This is a genomic window from Sphingomonas sp. FG14 (assembly GCF_057809675.1).
On the sequence record NZ_JBMDKK010000004.1, the window covers coordinates 144,225 to 159,003 of the forward strand.

Consider the following 14,779-nt stretch of genomic DNA (forward strand, 5'->3'; position numbering starts at 1 on the left):
GATAGCCGTGTAACGAGAGGCTGTCCAAAGGCATGGATAAGACAGGAGACGCCCATGTCGTTACGCACGCTGATGCTTTTCACCGCCAGCTTCGCGCTGGCTCCAACTGCTGGGATCGCGCAGGAATCACCGGCCGCCGCGCCTATGGCAGCGCCGAAGAAAGGCTTCACGCTGAAGGATCGCGACGGCAAGAAACTCGGCACGATCGATCTGATCCGCGCGGACGGGATCGTCACCTTCATACGCGATATGCGCCTCTATCGCGTCCCGCTCTCCACCGTCACCACGAATGGACGAACCAGCACGACCAGCATGAGCTGGGACGAAATCCGCAAGTGACGCGCGACAGGGCGCGCGGCGGCGCTTGACGATGCTCACCGGCCGCCTTGCTGTGATCACCGGCGCAGCATCCGGCATCGGCCGCGCGACCGCCATCCGCTTGGCGCACGAGGGCGCACGGCTCGTCCTGGCGGACATTGACGAGACAGGACTTGGCGAAACCGCCGAACGGGTGCGCCGCGATGGCGGCGAAGCCTGTTGCCGCGTCGCCGACTGTGCCGATCGCTCGCAGATCGACGCACTTGCGGAATTCGCGGAAAGTGTCGCGCCGCTCGGAATCTGGTGCAATGTCGCAGGCATTGCCGCGCTCTGCCCGGCGGTGTCGACCGATCAGGCACTCTACGATCGCGTACTCGCCCTCAATCTGGGCGGGACCTTCTGGGCATGCGCCGCGGCGGCCCGACACATGATTCCGCACGGACGCGGCGCCATCGTCAATATATCATCCAATGCCGCGGACGAGCCAATCGAGGGCCTGTCACTCTATGCAATGTCGAAGTCGGCAGTGAATATGCTGACCCGCACGCTCGCCCAGGAACTTGGACCGCACGGCATACGCGTGAATGCGGTCGCGCCCGGCTTCACCGCGACCCGGATGACATTGGCCGGCAATTCCGATACGGACGCGCTCATCGCGCGCAATGCCGCGCGCTCGCCGCTCGGCCTCATCGGTACGCCGGAAGATATCGCGGCCGCGGTGCTGTATTTGTCGTCGGACGAGAGCCGGTTCGTCACCGGCCAGATCCTGCGGGTGAACGGCGGCGTGACCATGCCCTAAGGACGCTCGGCGGCCCCCACCAACAGCATCGCCGACAGTTCTTCCGCGACCAGATCCAGCGCAGCCGCGACCTCGAGCCGGGGAGACAGCTGCGCGGCCGCGTCCGCCACGAAATCGACCTTGACCACCATCAGCACCGCAGCTGCATGCCCGCGGCCCTTCTCCGGCGCGAACCCCGCAAAGCTTTCTCCCAGGCTGCGCACAACCGATTCACGGTAATCCTCGATCATGATCCGAACCGAATCGTCGGTGGCCATCGCGATCTGGAACAGGCGCATCGCCTGGCGGTGGCGAACCAGTGCCCGCACATAGCTTTCCAGCCATTTCCGGACACTCGCCACGTCATGGCTGCCGAGCGCGCGCAGCCGCTCGTAGATAAGCCGCACCTCTTCCAGATTGCGTGACAGGAGTTCGGCCAGGATCGCGCTCTTGTTCGCAAAATGGAGATAGACGGTCGCACGCCGCACGCCTGCGGCGGACGCGATGTCCTCGAACGAGGTATCTCCGACGCCCTTTTCGTAGAAGCATTGCCGGGCAGCTTCCGCAATGCGCGCACGGGTCATGTCCTTGTGCGCCTGGCGAATCGACGGCCTCGCGGCAGGGGCCGGCTTCATGCGGCCTCCAGCACGGCAGCGCGAAGACGGTCGATGCGCGACACGTCGAAGCCCAGCGCCTCGGAAAAATAGACCTCCGTCCCACCCCGATCATCCAGCACACCAAACATCGCGTCGAGATAGGCCGAGTCAGCGCGCAGAATCGGCTCCCATTCCGGACGCAGCAGCAATGCATCCGCGCCGTTGCCGGCGAAGCGCTTGCGATTGGCCTCGAAACATCGTTCGCTCATAAGGAAATCGTCGTAGATCGCCGGGCGCGCCACGCCAAGCGCCGAGAGCAGCAGCGCCGCCGCCACGCCGGTACGGTCCTTGCCCGCCGCGCAGTGGAACAGGATCGGCATTCGTCCCGTCTCCACCAGTTCGAAGAGCAACCGAAAGCCCGCCGCCTGCTCCCAGGGCAGCCGGCGATAGATGTCCACCATCATCGCGTGGACGTCGGCCCGCGTGACATCGGCCCTGGCGCGCAGCCTTTCCAGATCGGCGCCACGCGCTTCATGGTCGCGGAACGCCAAGCTGACGTCGGGAAGATACGCGTCCGCCAACGGCCGTTTTCCCCGCTCGCGGGTGGAACGGAGATCGAGGATCGTCGCGATGCCGTGCACCTCGCGCAACGCCCCCGCCCCCCGCTCCGTCAGCTTGTCGAGCTCGGCCGAACGGATCAGCGCGCCGCGCCGGATGCGCCTGCCGTCCTGTGTCGCGATGCCGCCCAGGTCGCGTGCGTTGATCGTGCCCTCGATCGTCAAGAGCGCTCCGGTCTGCTCATCATTCATACTGGACATTTATCATTTCACTATACATATGTCATGTGAAATTATCAGGGGACCGATGGTGAAACCCGATTCGAACATACTGACTTCCGGCGCGCTGGAGCCCTGGCTCGACCGCGCCCTGCCGGCGCTTGGCGACGGGCCCCTCAACGCTGAGATCCTGACCGGAGGCGCGACCAATATCGTGATGCGGATCGATCGCGGCGGCCCCGCAATGGTGCTTCGCCGTCCGCCGCTCGCCCCCAGGCCGGACAGCTTCAAGGTGTTGGCGCGCGAGGCGCGGGTGCTGGCCGCGCTCAACGGAACGGCCGTCCGCAAGCCAGAACTGATCGTCCATTGCGAGGACGAGTCGGTGCTGGGCGTCCCCTTCTATATCATGGAATATGTGCCGGGCTGGCTGGCGATGGATCCTGCAAATTTTCCGTCGGCCTTCGATCCACCCGAGATCCGCCGCCAACTCGCGTTCGAGCTCATCGGCGGGATCGCCGAGCTCGCCAAAGTGGATTATCGCGCGGTCGGCCTCGAAGGCTTCGGAAAACCCGAGGGTTTTCTCAACCGGCAGGTCGATCGCTGGCTGTTCCAGCACGCCTCCTATGCTGATAGCGAAGGCTATGGATATCGCCCGCTTCCCGGCAAGGATGCGGTGGTCGAGTGGCTGCGCGCGAACACGCCGGAAACGCCGCATGTCGGGATAATCCATGGCGATTATGGCTATCCCAACGCGCTGTTCGCGCCCGGAGCGCCGGCGCGGCTTGCGGCGATGATCGATTGGGAGCTGTCGACGATCGGCGACCCGCTGCTCGACCTCGGCTGGCTGATGTATGCGGTGCCATCGGAACGGAGTGCGGTCCGTCCGCCCGAGCTCTATCAGGACCCGTCCTACCCGCTGCGGGAGGAACTCGTCGATCATTATGCCGCGATCACCGGTCGTCCGGTGGTGAACCTCACTTACTATATGGTGCTCGCCCAGTTCAAACTCGCGATGCTGCTGGAGCGGCACTATGCGCGCGGGCTCAACGGACGCCTGGACCGCGAGATGGGCGAACAGATGGGAGCGCTGGTGCTGGACCTGCTGCGCGCCGCTTCCGAGATGACCCGAGAATTTGACGGCGCTTCCGAAAGGCAAATGGCATGATCGATTTCAAGCTCGAACCCGAATTCGAAAAGAAGCTCGAATGGGTGCGCGACTTCGTGCGCGACTATGTAGACCCGCTCGACGCGCTGTTCGACAGCTACAGCGCCCCTTATGATCAGAGCGATGCCGCCGCGATGGCGGCGCTCCGTCCGCTGCAGCAGGAGGTGCGCCGCCAGGGCCTGTGGGGCATGCATCTGCCACCCGAACTCGGCGGGCCGGGCTTCGGCCAGGTCGAACTGTGCTTCCTGAACGAGATCCTCGGCCGCACCCATTGGGGGCCCACCGTCTTCGGATGCCAGGCGCCCGACAGCGGCAATGCGGAGATCCTCGCACGCTTCGGAACCGAGGAGCATAGGGAACGCTATCTCAAGCCGCTGCTGGAAAACGAAATCGTTTCCTGCTTCTCGATGACCGAGGTCGAGGGCGGATCCGATCCCACACAGTTCACCTGCAGGGCGGAACTCGACGGTGACGAATGGGTCATCAGCGGCGAAAAATGGTTCTCCTCGAACGCGCGTTTCGCCGAATTCCTGATCGCGATGGTCGTCACCGATCCCGACGCACCGATCTATGAGCGGATGTCGACGATCATCGTTCCGCGCGATGCACCTGGCCTGGAGTTCGTCGCGGAGCCTGGCGTTGCCGGCGAACCGTTCGACGAGGGCAGCCATGCGCATCTGCGCTACAACAATGTTCGCGTGCCGCGCGAAAATCTGCTCGGCGAACGCGGCGGCGGCTTCAAGGTCGCCCAGTCGCGCCTGGGCGGCGGCCGTATCCATCATGCGATGCGTGTGATCGGGATGTGCGGACGCGCCATCGACATGATGTGCGAGCGCGCATTGTCGCGGCATACCAAGGGCGAGCTTCTGGCCGACAAGCAACTTGTGCAGGTCGATATCGGCCAGAGCTGGATCGAATTGGAGCAGTTCCGCCTGTTGGTGCTCCGCACCGCCTGGATGTTCGACAATCACATGGAAACCGAGGCACGCGCCTGGATCGCGGCATGCAAGGTCGCGTGCGCGAAGATCGCCCATGATATCGTGTTCCGCGCGATGCACCTGCTGGGGTCGCTGGGCGTTTCCAACTATACGCCGCTCGGGCGGATGTGGGCGAACGTGCTCGTGATGGGCATGGCCGATGGCCCCACCGAGATCCACCAGATGTATGCGGCCCGGCACCTGCTGCGCAAACACAAGCCGGCGCCGGGCCGTTTTCCCACCGACTATATTCCCGAGCTGCGCCGCCAGGCCCGGCAGAAATTCGGCATGGCCACCGACGCCGTCGAGTGACGATGACAACGCGCTTCGATCTCGAAGGGCGAACGGCGCTCATCACCGGCGGCAGCCGCGGGCTGGGCCGGGAAATGGCGCTTGCCTTCGCCCGGGCCGGCGCGGACGTCGCCGTATCGAGCCGCAAGGTCGAAGCATGCGAAGCGGTGGCGGAGGAGATTCGTGCGCTTGGGCGGCGATCGCTGGCCATCGCCGCGCATGCGGGGGATTGGGCACAGATCGATGCCCTGGTCGATCGGGTCCATGCGGCGTGGGGACGTATCGACATCCTCGTCAACAATGCGGGAATGTCGCCTGTGGAGCCAAGCAGCGCGGCGACCGGGGAAGCATTGTTCGACAAGGTTCTCGCCGTCAACTTCAAGGGACCGTTCCGCCTTGCCGCGCGGGTGGCGCATTGCATGGCAGAGGGGGATGGCGGCTCGATCATCAACATTTCGTCGTTGGGCGCGATCAGCCCGCAGCCGGGGATCATCCCCTATGCAGGGGCAAAGGCCGCACTCAACGCGATGACCGTGGGGATGGCCCGCGAGTTCGCGCCCAAGGTGCGCGTCAACACGATTTCACCCGGCATGTTCGCGACCGACATCGCGCGACACTGGAGCGATCCAGAGGCGCTGCTGCGGGGCATTCCGATGGGACGGTTTGGAGCGCCCGACGAGATCGTGGGCACGGCTTTGTATCTCGCTTCGGATGCGTCGAGCTATACGACCGGAGCCAACATCGCAGTCGGTGGCGGCATCGAATCGCCGCGTTGAGGGAGTAGGTGCATGTCGCTCGCGAACAAACGCTTCATCGTAACCGGGGCCGGCAGCGGCATGGGCAAGGCGACCGCGCTGGCCCTTGTGCATAGCGGCGCCTCAGTGGTCGCGATCGGCCGCTCGGCAAACATTATGGACATCGCCGAAGAAGCGGAAGCCGAGGCGCGGGCGCGGCTGTTCACGCTGGTCGCCGACATATCCGATCCGGCGACAGTCGGGCAGGTCATTCCGGAAGCGGCAGAACGGATGAACGGTCTTGACGGCCTGATCCATGCGGCGGGCGTCGCGCCGAACGCAGCAGCCGAAACGATGGACGTCGACGAGTTCGATATGGTCTTCGCCGTCAATATGCGGGGAACATTCCTGGTCAACCAGGCGGTCTTTCCCTTCCTCAAGGCACGCGGCGGCCGCATCATCAACTTCGCGTCCCCGGTCGGCGTCACGGGTATGGCCGGAAAGGCGCATTATGCCGCGAGCAAGGGTGCGGTACTGGCATGGACGCGATCGCTGGCCCGCGAATGGGGTTGCCACGGTATCACCGTCAACGCGATCGCGCCCGCGATCTGGACGCCGATGTTCGAACGAACGCGCGCGAGCATGAGCGCCGAGGCGGTCGCGCAACTCGATGCGACCTTGAAACAGAAAGTGCCGATCGGAGGCTCACTCGGCTCCATGGAGGATTTCCTGCCGCTGATGCTATTCCTGGCGGGCGACGGATCGCGGTTCCTGACCGGCCAGACCTATGTCATCGACGGCGGTGGCCTGATGCTCAGCTGATGACGCACATGTTCCGAGCCGTCATCGCCGAAGCTCCCGGGCCGCCCGCCGGCTATCGGCTGGGTGTGCGCCATGCGATAGCACCGCAATCGACGATGGTCCGCGTACGGATATGTGCTGTCGCGCTGAGCTATGCCGACATGCTCGCCGCGCGCGGCGGTCACCAGGTGAAGATCGCACCGCCCTTCACCCCCGGATCCGAATTCGCGGGCGTGGTCGACGCGGTTGGCGAAGATGCCGGCGGATTCGCATTGGGCGAAAGAGTGACAGGCATTTGCGCATCCGGTGCCTTGGCGGAGATGGTGACGGTCGAAGTGTCGGCACTGCGCCATATCCCAGCCGGACTCGGCTTCGAGGAAGCAGCCGCTCTGCGGGTGAACACGGCCACAGCGCTCCACGCCCTTGCCGATCGCGGTACCCTGTCGGCCGGAGAGACGCTGCTGGTGCTTGGCGGTGCGGGCGGCCTTGGCAGCGCCGCCATCCAGATCGGCAAGGCGATCGGCGCGCAGGTGATCGCCGCCGCATCGACTGCGGACAAGCGCGCTTTCGCCCTCTCACAGGGGGCCGACCACGCGATTGGATATGACGATATCGAGGGACGGGAAATCCTGCGCGCAATGACGGACGGACGCGGCCTGGATGTGGTGCTCGATCCCGTCGGCGGGCCTATGTTCGGCATGTCATTCCGCAGTCTGGCATGGCGCGGAAGATATCTTGCGGTTGGCTTCGCAAGCGGCGAAATTCCCTGTCTGCCGCTCAATATCGCTCTGGTGAAGGGCGCATCGCTGATCGGAGTTGAGATCGGGCGTTTCGCCGCGCTGGAACCAACCCGCGCGCGCGCGAATGAGGTGCAGATCGAGCAGTGGCACGCCGAAGGGAAAATACGCCCGGCGATCGCCCAGGTCTTTCCCCTCACTGCCTTCAGGGAAGCGATGGAGGCCGCATTCTCAGGTGCGGGTTGCGGCCGCGTTGTCGTGCGGATGCCATAGGCGTCAGACACGCCCCGTGACGGGCAGCAACGCACCCGTGATCGGCGCAGCCGCATCGGAAAGCAGGAACTCGATAACGCGCGCGAGCGCCGCAGGGCTGACCCAGCGGCCGAAATCGGCGTCAGGCATATCCGCCCGGTTGAGCGGCGTATCGATGATGCTGGGCAGCACCGCATTCACGCGAATTCCCGCATCCTTCAATTCTTCGGCCAGGCTTTCGGTCAGCTTCGCCACACCGGACTTGGAAGCGGCATAAGCGCCCATCCCCGTTCCGGCCTTCAACGCGCCCGCGGCACCGATGTTGACGATCGTGCCCCCCTCACCGAGCAACGGCAACGCGGCACGCACTGCGTTCAGCGCCGTCCGCACATTGATTCGGTAGAGGAAATCCCAGCTTTCCACTTCACCGTCGATGACGGTTTCCCAGCGGAAGCCACCCGCGACATTGACCAGCCCGTGCAGTGGCCCGAGCCCTGCCACCCGCGCAAACGCCGCGGCCACGCTCTCCGCGTCGGTAAGATCCACGCCCGGCAAGGTGAGAGCGAGATCCGAGGCTGCGAACGCGGCCAGGTCGAGACCCGCGACAGCATAACCCTTGGCCAGCAGCTCCGTGCATACCGCACGTCCGAGCACGCCCGCCGCACCGGTGACGACAACGAGTTTTTTAACAGTCAAACCGCTTCTCCCAAGGGCAATAGCTGCCGATCCGGACCGAACCACCGCGCCAACGGCCCGGATCGACTGGTGGTGAAATCGAGCTTGCTGCCGCGCATCGGCAGTGCATCGGCCGCCCGGATCGGCTGGAATGAAAAGCAGACCCCCGACTGCGCCGCCAATTCGGACGCATTGTTCCTGGCCTCATAATCGAACTGGCGGCCGGCGGAAATGAACACGACGCGCCGCAAAGCCAGCGCCGGTTCCTGCAAATGCACCGGGAGCTCCGACAGCCAGCGGCGCAACTGGCGCAGGTTTCGTCCCTCACCCGGGCCGGATGCAACCCCATCGCCATCGAGCAGCCAGTCGAGCAGGATCGAATCGTCACGCCACAACTGCGCCGTGCGCGGCCCCGCATCGGGGTCGGACACGAACATGGAATAGAGCATTGGGGCTCGGTCGTGCGCATGTGCAGCCGCGAGCAGCGCAAGGTCTAGCATGTGGGTACAATGTAAAAATGGCGAATCGAACCCGGCGACCGCGTCCAGCGGCACGCCAACCAGCCGGGCGGCAAGCAGGTCGCCTGCAGCCGGACAAGTCGTCCAGGGATGCCGCAATGCCGCCGTGGTGACGCGTGTGATCCTGCCCCCGTCGTGGAAGAGGGTGACGACGAAATGGTGGAAATCATCCTCGACTTCGCCGCGCACCGCGTCCGCCCCCGGTCGCAGGAGAATGCGCCGCCGCAACGCGGGTTTGCCGGGGTGAAGGTCTGGCGCGAAGAGGTTCATCGCGCCGCGCTTAGTCGCGCACGCCCTCCAGCAGGCCCTTCATATTGGAGTGGAAGATCCGCTTGATCGAGTCTTCGCTGAATCCGTCGAACTCCTTCAGATAGTCCAGCGGCTCGGCAAGGCCTTCCGGATGAGGGAAATCGCTGCCGAAAAGGATCCGTTCGATCGGCAGATCTTCCGCCAGCGCCTGCATGTTGTCCTCATAGAAAGGCGCGACGAAAATATGCTCGCGGAAGATATCGCGCGGGTGGCGCTTGAATGATTTGGGCATCTGGCCATAGGCCTTGTCGAGCCTGTGCAGCAGCGGCCGCACCCAATCCGCGCCATTCTCGACCGAGATCATGCGCAGCCGCGGAAACCGATCGAACACGCCGTGGCAGATGAAGGCGGACAGCGTATCGGAGATTGGACGGCCCAGCACATCGAGCGTGGCCTGGAACGGGTCGCGCTCGAAAGGCTGATACTCGCCCGAGCCGCCGGTCCACCAGCGATAGATGCGATCATACCCCGAATCCGAGGTGTGGAGGCAGGTGAAGATATTCGCCTCCTCGACCCGCGCCCAGAAGGGATCGAACTCGGGCAGGCCCGGCGATCGGCTGCCGCGGAAACCCGGCACCGGCGCGGGGCGGATGCCGATGCAGCGCGCGCCGGCCTTCAGCACCGTCTCAAGTTCCTCGATCGCCAGATCCTGATCTGCGAGGCTGATCATCGGCACCGAGAACAACCGGTTCTCCCGCGCAAAACCCCATTCCTCGTCGGTCCAGCGATTGAGCGAGTGGAACAGCGCAGCCATCGCCTCCGGCTTGTGGTTCAGCCGCTCCTCGATCACCGAGGCAAGCGTCGGGAACACCAGCGCGGCATGAACCGCCTGTTGATCCATCACCGCGATGCGGCCGTCACCCGAGCGCCATTCCGCAGGCGGGCGGATGGGCTTGCCGGTCATCTCGCGCATCGTCAGTCCCTCGGAGTTCTCGGCGCGATACCATTTCTCGTGCGTCCCCGGCCCGGCCACGACCTCGAAGGTAGGATTGGGAATGTAGTCGGACAGCTGCCCCCCGATCACCAGCTTGGCGCGCCCATTCAGCTCGACGAAGTAAAAGTCGTTGGCGAACTGCTTGGGCAGGTGCCGTAAAAAGGCGTCAGCCGGCTCGTAGAGATGGTGGTCGGCGTCGTAGACATCGAAAGGCAAGGAGGACATGCGAACTCTCCGGAGAAACTGCCGCCCAGCAGGAGGGCGCTGGAATTTTAATAATTGACACTTTATCAGTTTTTTGAACGGCGGCAAGCCTGTTCCGTCGATCGAGCGTCGCACGGAGCGTTGTTTCACATTCATGCAATGTTGCGCGGGCCGGTCGCAGTTCACCGCGAAACGGCTATGCAGCTGTGGAACGGATTTGCGGGCCGTAGCCCGCATAATGGAGCTTTCGCATGGCTGCGCTTTTGAACCTCGCCCTTTCGGATGACCAGACGATGCTGCAGGACGCAGTGGCGCGGCTGTTTCGCGAGCAATCGACTCCCGAACGCATCCGAGCGGCGGAAAGCGGTTTCGACCGCAACCTGTGGGCCCGCGTTTGCGAGCTCGGGCTGCCGCTGATGCGTGCATCCGAAGCGGCCGGCGGCCTGTCATTGAGTCTGTTGGAACTGGCGCTTTCTGCAGAGGAGGCCGGAAAGAACCTGGCTTCGATCCCCCTTGTCGAAACGATCGTCGCAACCCGGCTTGCCGGACAGTTCGGCGCGGAGACGCAATTGGCTGCGGTCGCCAATGGCGCCTCCGCCACGATCGCGCTGCACCCCCTTGTCGCGGGCGAAGCGCAGGTCGTTCCGGCGCTTGCGGGTTGCGCCTATGTGCTCGGGCTGAGCGGCGACCGCCTGATCGCCTATAGCGATCCGCAGATCGAGACCTCGGCCAATTGGACGTCGATGAGCGCCCTCGGCACCTGGTCTCCGCCAGCAGAGCCGCGCGACGGCGATGCCGTGCTCGCAGCGGGCCCCGATGCCGTTGCGGCATGGCAGTCCGCCGTCGAGGAGTGGAAACTGGGCAGCGCCGCGACTCTGGCGGGGATTTCGCTCCAGGCACTGCGCCTCGCCGCCGAATATGCGGGAGAGCGCGAACAGTTCGGACGCAAGATCGGCAGCTTTCAAGGCGTCGCGCATCCACTGGCCGACGCCGCTACCGATGCGGATGGCGCACGACTGATGGTGTGGCAGGCGATCAGCGCGATCGCCGCGGGCTCGGCGGATGCCCCCGCGCAGGTGTCCATGGCCTTCTGGTGGGCGACGCAAGTGGCGGGCCGGGCCACCGAAACCGCAATCCGGACATTCGGCGGCTATGGCGTCAGCCTGGAGAACGACATCCAACTCTATTACCGCCGCGCCAAGGCGCTGAGCCTGGTCGCGGGGGATCCGGAAATCGAACTGCAGCGCATTGGCGACCGGTTGTGGGCGGACGAGCAGGCGACGCTGCCCGCGGCAGGCGAGATCGGCATCGAATTCGGTTGGGGCAGCCAGGCGGAAGACTATGCGAACCGGCTGCGCGCCTTCATGGCTGAGAATCTTGACGATGATGTGCGCGCGAAGATCCACCACAGCACAAAGGCGCATAGCAAGCCGTTCGCGCAAAAACTCGCCAGGGCGGGACTGCTCTATCCCCATCTGCCCGCCGAGTTCGGCGGTGAGGGCCGCAGCCCGATCGAACTCGCCGCCGCGGATGCGGTATGGGAGGAGATGGACTGGAACCGGACCGCGAGCGGCGTCACCGAATTCGTCCTCCAGCTCGAGATGAAATTCGGCAGCGATGCGGCGAAAGCCGAGATCATTCCCCGCCTCGCTTCCGGTGAAGCAGTCGGCTGTCTGGGCTTCACCGAACCGGGAAGCGGATCCGACATTTTCGGCACCAGCTTCAAGGCGGTCCAGGATGGCGAAGACTGGCTGCTCAACGGCCAGAAGATGTTCACGACGGCCGGCCACATCGCGGACTATATCCTGCTCCTCACCCGTACCGATACGAGCGGAGCCAAGCACCAGGGGCTGACGGTCTTCATATTGCCGATGGATGTTCCAGGGATCGAGATCCAGCCGGTCCACACGCTTCAGGACGAGCGCACCAACATCACCTACTTCCAGGACGTGCGGATCCCCGACAGGTACCGACTGGGGGCAGTCGGTGGCGGCATGCAGGTGATGCACACCATGCTGGGACTGGAGCATGGCGGCATCGTCTATCACTATGCGATGCCGGTGATGCTGCGCCATGCGGTGAACTGGGCGAGCCGCGGTTCAGTGGGGCAGCGCCGGATCGACGAGCCGGGCGTGCGCCGCCGCCTGGCCCGAGCGGCGACGATCGTCGCCGTTTCGGAAGGGATTTCACGTCGTGACGTCTGGGCGCAGGCGGCAGGCCAGGGCGCGATTTCGGACGGGCCGATGTCCAAGCTGTTCGCGACAGAGGGGCTCCGCACCGCCGCGGCCGATCTCGTCGCTCTGGCCGCCCCGGAATCGCTGCTGTCGCGCGATGACGACCTGGCGCTGGTGGAAGTGGCGATGCGGCGCGCGATCGCCATGACCATCTATGGCGGGACCAGTGAGATTCAGCGCAGCCTGATCGCGGAGCAGTTCCTCAAGATGCCGAAATCCCGCACCTGACCGGCCCTGGCGCGGAAATGTGCCGATGAAGGAAGTCGATGAGCGTCGCGGCGAACGCATCGTTGCGATCTCCCACGATCATGTGCCCGGCCCCTTCGATCACGACCGTTTCCAGATGCGGGATGCAGGTCGCCAGCGCGGCTGCTCCCGCGGCATCCGTCACGTCGCTGCGCTCCCCACGCATCAGCAGAGCGGGCATCGCGACGCGACGGGCCGCCTCCTCGAGGCGCGCAAGGGCTGGCTTTATGCCTAGACCGTGCGAAGGATCGAAGAACCAAGAATCCCAATGCCAATGCCAGCGGCCCGCCTCGTCCAGCCGCATGTTGCGCCGGAGGCGTGCGATGGCATCGGGCGCCGGGACCGCACTGTCCGGCCCCGCGAGCACCCCGGCCGCAGCTTCCGGTGTTGCGAACCCTTCCGGCGGGGTCTGCAGGATGCTCGCCACGCGCGCGACGCCGTTTTCGACAGAGCGCGGTACCGCGTCGACCAGAACGAGCGCATCGATCATACCGGGTGGTAACGCGCCGGCGGCCGAAAGTGCGATCTTCCCACCCAATGATGCGCCGACCAGCACCGCCCTCCGGCCCGACGCCTCGATCAGCGTCACGACGTCATCGACCAGCCTGTCATAACCATAGTCACCGTCCAGAGCGGGATCGCTGTCGCCATGGCCACGCAGATCCGCAGCAATCGCATGCCATCCGTCCGCGCCCAGCCTCTCCCCGGTGCGCCGCCAGCTCTGGCGTCTCTGTCCGCCGCCGGGAAGCAGGATGACGACGGCACCATCGCGCGGACCGAACCTGTCGATCGCGATGCGATTGCCGCTGGCGCCCGCAACAAACTCGGGCGGCGCCTTCGGAGCCGGATCCGGCGTCATGCCGACCAGCCACCGTCGATGCTGATGACCTGCCCATTGACGAAAGCACCCGCGCGCGATGCAAGGTAGATCGCGAGCCCCCCTATGTCCTCCGCCCGGCCCAGCCGGCCCACGGGCGTGCGCTCGATCCACGCTGCGCGATAATCGTCGGGGATCGGGGCGTTCATGCGCGAGGGAAACCAGCCTGGCGCGATGCAATTGACCGTGATCCGGTCACGCGGCAACCATCGCGCCATCACGCGTGTCAGTTGCTCGACCGCGGCCTTCGACGGACCATAGGCTGCAGAGGGAGCATCATCGCTATGTCGCGCGGCCACCGAACTGACGTTGATTATGCTCGACCAGTCATCGTCGGTGGCGCTTCGCGCCAGCAGCGGAGTGAGTGCCTGGCTGAGCAGAAATGCGCCCCTCACGTTGAGGTCCATCACCCGGTCCCAGCCGGACAGCGGAAATTCGCCGAACGGCGCACCCCAGGTCGCGCCCGCATTGTTGACGAGAATGTCCAGCCGGTCGGTGCGCTCGCCCAGCGACGCAGCGAGCCGCTCGGCGCCTGCCGGGTCAGCAAGATCGGCCTGGACGCCCTGCACCAAGCCATGCGCCCCGATCCGCTCCAGCGCCTCGGCTAGGCGTTCGGGCTTGCGCGCCGCAATGAACACCGATGCACCGGCACGCACCAGCATGGTCGCGATCATCTCGCCGATCCCGCTGCTGCCGCCTGTCACAAGCGCGACCTTGCCGCTCACGTCGAATAACGATCGCATGCCCATCAAACGCTCCCGGTCGTCATTCGGGACGTTGCTCAGCGCAATCCGTCCTCACCCCTGATATCGGCCGCACCCAGCCCGCCTGCCCGCGCATGGACGCGGCCTCCCGTTGCGGCCGCCAGCCCATAGGCGATCTCACCCCGCCTCGGCCCATCCCACACCGTCATCTCCGCCGTGCCGAAATGACTGCGAACATACGCCGCATGGATATGGCCCAGCGGTACCATCAGCCTGGTGCCGAGCGTTCCCACCGTCTTGGCGGCGGGAACGATCGCCTTCGGCCCACCCAGCAGCTCGCGCAATGCCCAGCCGCCCGCTTCGTGCCACAGCGCGCCATGTTCCAGCTCACCATCCTCGCCGACGATCGCGCCCTTGCCATAGGATTGGATCGCATCGGCCTCGAGAGCATCGAGGAGCCTTTCTGACAGCATCCGCCCGAGCGTGCGCAGTTCGGCCTGGAAAGGGAGCAGGTCGGCTTCGTATCGGCCGGCGAATGGATTGTGGACGACTGCAAGCGCGGTCGCGACGCGCAGCGGAACCGCGGCACACGACCCGCCTTCGTGCCAGATCTCCTCGACACTGAGCTGGGTCTTGCGGATCTCGATCATGCG

General features: G+C 65.1%; 16 protein-coding genes. 8 read left to right on the forward strand and 8 right to left on the reverse strand.

From position 1 onward, the window contains the following. The first annotated feature begins 54 nt into the window (after positions 1-54). Complete coding sequence (locus tag ACODTA_RS15815) at positions 55-339, forward strand: hypothetical protein (protein WP_489066920.1); 285 nt, start codon at positions 55-57, stop codon at positions 337-339. A 31-nt stretch (positions 340-370) separates the two neighbouring features. Beyond that, on the forward strand, positions 371-1,117 hold the full coding sequence (locus ACODTA_RS15820) for an SDR family NAD(P)-dependent oxidoreductase (protein ID WP_489067120.1): 747 nt from the start codon (positions 371-373) through the stop codon (positions 1,115-1,117). On the opposite strand, the gene ACODTA_RS15825 is transcribed toward ACODTA_RS15820, so the two are convergent. Next, positions 1,114-1,731, reverse strand: coding sequence for a TetR/AcrR family transcriptional regulator (locus ACODTA_RS15825; RefSeq protein WP_489066921.1), 618 nt, complete (start codon positions 1,729-1,731; stop codon positions 1,114-1,116). The genes ACODTA_RS15820 and ACODTA_RS15825 overlap by 4 nt on opposite strands. Then, complete coding sequence (locus ACODTA_RS15830) at positions 1,728-2,501, reverse strand: tyrosine-protein phosphatase (RefSeq protein ID WP_489066922.1); 774 nt, start codon at positions 2,499-2,501, stop codon at positions 1,728-1,730. Before ACODTA_RS15830 ends, ACODTA_RS15825 begins: the two co-directional genes overlap by 4 nt. 58 nt (positions 2,502-2,559) lie before the next feature. On the opposite strand from ACODTA_RS15830, the gene ACODTA_RS15835 reads away from it, so the two are divergent. From ACODTA_RS15835 to ACODTA_RS15855, 5 genes are read left to right on the forward strand one after another with little or no spacing between them, the layout of a single operon-like run. After that, positions 2,560-3,633 (forward strand): phosphotransferase family protein, encoded by a 1,074-nt coding sequence (locus ACODTA_RS15835; protein WP_489066923.1) that lies wholly within the window; start codon positions 2,560-2,562, stop codon positions 3,631-3,633. Next, complete coding sequence (locus ACODTA_RS15840) at positions 3,630-4,922, forward strand: acyl-CoA dehydrogenase family protein (protein WP_489066924.1); 1,293 nt, start codon at positions 3,630-3,632, stop codon at positions 4,920-4,922. Before ACODTA_RS15835 ends, ACODTA_RS15840 begins: the two co-directional genes overlap by 4 nt. Positions 4,923-4,924: 2 nt before the next feature. Then, a complete protein-coding gene (locus tag ACODTA_RS15845) occupies positions 4,925-5,677 on the forward strand; it encodes an SDR family NAD(P)-dependent oxidoreductase (protein WP_489066925.1) in 753 nt (250 codons plus the stop codon). A 12-nt stretch (positions 5,678-5,689) separates the two neighbouring features. Further along, positions 5,690-6,457 carry an SDR family NAD(P)-dependent oxidoreductase gene (locus ACODTA_RS15850; protein WP_489066926.1) on the forward strand — a complete coding sequence of 256 codons (768 nt, stop codon included), beginning with the start codon at positions 5,690-5,692 and terminating at the stop codon, positions 6,455-6,457. A gap of 8 nt (positions 6,458-6,465) precedes the next feature. Beyond that, positions 6,466-7,446, forward strand: coding sequence for an NADPH:quinone oxidoreductase family protein (locus ACODTA_RS15855; protein WP_489066927.1), 981 nt, complete (start codon positions 6,466-6,468; stop codon positions 7,444-7,446). Positions 7,447-7,449: 3 nt separating this feature from the next. Here ACODTA_RS15855 and ACODTA_RS15860 read toward each other — a convergent pair whose 3' ends face one another. From ACODTA_RS15860 to ACODTA_RS15870, 3 genes are read right to left on the reverse strand one after another with little or no spacing between them, the layout of a single operon-like run. Further along, positions 7,450-8,121: an SDR family NAD(P)-dependent oxidoreductase gene (locus tag ACODTA_RS15860; RefSeq protein ID WP_489066929.1), complete on the reverse strand. Its 672-nt coding sequence runs from the start codon at positions 8,119-8,121 to the stop codon at positions 7,450-7,452. Further along, on the reverse strand, positions 8,118-8,888 hold the full coding sequence (locus ACODTA_RS15865; RefSeq protein ID WP_489066930.1) for a hypothetical protein: 771 nt from the start codon (positions 8,886-8,888) through the stop codon (positions 8,118-8,120). The genes ACODTA_RS15860 and ACODTA_RS15865 overlap by 4 nt, the downstream gene beginning before the upstream one ends. 10 nt (positions 8,889-8,898) lie before the next feature. Beyond that, positions 8,899-10,302, reverse strand: a complete 1,404-nt coding sequence (locus tag ACODTA_RS15870) for an amidohydrolase family protein (protein WP_489066931.1) — start codon at positions 10,300-10,302, stop codon at positions 8,899-8,901. Positions 10,303-10,316: 14 nt separating this feature from the next. Here ACODTA_RS15870 and ACODTA_RS15875 point away from each other — a divergent pair, with 14 nt between their 5' ends. Beyond that, entirely contained in the window at positions 10,317-12,527 is a 2,211-nt protein-coding gene (locus ACODTA_RS15875; RefSeq protein ID WP_489066932.1) for an acyl-CoA dehydrogenase family protein, read from the forward strand. Here ACODTA_RS15875 and ACODTA_RS15880 read toward each other — a convergent pair. Genes ACODTA_RS15880 through ACODTA_RS15890 form a run of 3 tightly spaced genes read right to left on the reverse strand, consistent with a single transcriptional unit; the run spans position 12,502 to position 14,776 of the window. Continuing rightward, positions 12,502-13,404, reverse strand: a complete 903-nt coding sequence (locus ACODTA_RS15880) for an alpha/beta fold hydrolase (protein WP_489066933.1) — start codon at positions 13,402-13,404, stop codon at positions 12,502-12,504. The two genes, ACODTA_RS15875 and ACODTA_RS15880, sit on opposite strands and share 26 nt — an antisense overlap. After that, entirely contained in the window at positions 13,401-14,147 is a 747-nt protein-coding gene (locus ACODTA_RS15885; RefSeq protein WP_489066934.1) for an SDR family oxidoreductase, read from the reverse strand. Before ACODTA_RS15885 ends, ACODTA_RS15880 begins: the two co-directional genes overlap by 4 nt. Before the next feature lie 56 nt (positions 14,148-14,203). Further along, entirely contained in the window at positions 14,204-14,776 is a 573-nt protein-coding gene (locus ACODTA_RS15890) for an amino acid synthesis family protein (protein ID WP_489066935.1), read from the reverse strand. Positions 14,777-14,779: the final 3 nt, after the last annotated feature.

Bases quoted from the DNA above. Each gene is read 5' to 3' on its own strand.
- ACODTA_RS15890 (WP_489066935.1), bottom strand. From the start codon at position 14,776: ATGATCGAGATCCGCAAGACCCAGCTCAGTGTCGAGGAGATCTGGCAC.
- ACODTA_RS15875 (WP_489066932.1), top strand. From the start codon at position 10,317: ATGGCTGCGCTTTTGAACCTCGCCCTTTCGGATGACCAGACGATGCTG.
- ACODTA_RS15865 (WP_489066930.1), bottom strand. From the start codon at position 8,888: ATGAACCTCTTCGCGCCAGACCTTCACCCCGGCAAACCCGCGTTGCGG.
- ACODTA_RS15880 (WP_489066933.1), bottom strand. From the start codon at position 13,404: ATGACGCCGGATCCGGCTCCGAAGGCGCCGCCCGAGTTTGTTGCGGGC.
- ACODTA_RS15815 (WP_489066920.1), top strand. From the start codon at position 55: ATGTCGTTACGCACGCTGATGCTTTTCACCGCCAGCTTCGCGCTGGCT.
- ACODTA_RS15840 (WP_489066924.1), top strand. From the start codon at position 3,630: ATGATCGATTTCAAGCTCGAACCCGAATTCGAAAAGAAGCTCGAATGG.
- ACODTA_RS15830 (WP_489066922.1), bottom strand. From the start codon at position 2,501: ATGAATGATGAGCAGACCGGAGCGCTCTTGACGATCGAGGGCACGATC.
- ACODTA_RS15820 (WP_489067120.1), top strand. From the start codon at position 371: ATGCTCACCGGCCGCCTTGCTGTGATCACCGGCGCAGCATCCGGCATC.
- ACODTA_RS15855 (WP_489066927.1), top strand. From the start codon at position 6,466: ATGTTCCGAGCCGTCATCGCCGAAGCTCCCGGGCCGCCCGCCGGCTAT.
- ACODTA_RS15845 (WP_489066925.1), top strand. From the start codon at position 4,925: ATGACAACGCGCTTCGATCTCGAAGGGCGAACGGCGCTCATCACCGGC.
- ACODTA_RS15870 (WP_489066931.1), bottom strand. From the start codon at position 10,302: ATGCGGGCTACGGCCCGCAAATCCGTTCCACAGCTGCATAGCCGTTTC.
- ACODTA_RS15825 (WP_489066921.1), bottom strand. From the start codon at position 1,731: ATGAAGCCGGCCCCTGCCGCGAGGCCGTCGATTCGCCAGGCGCACAAG.
- ACODTA_RS15850 (WP_489066926.1), top strand. From the start codon at position 5,690: ATGTCGCTCGCGAACAAACGCTTCATCGTAACCGGGGCCGGCAGCGGC.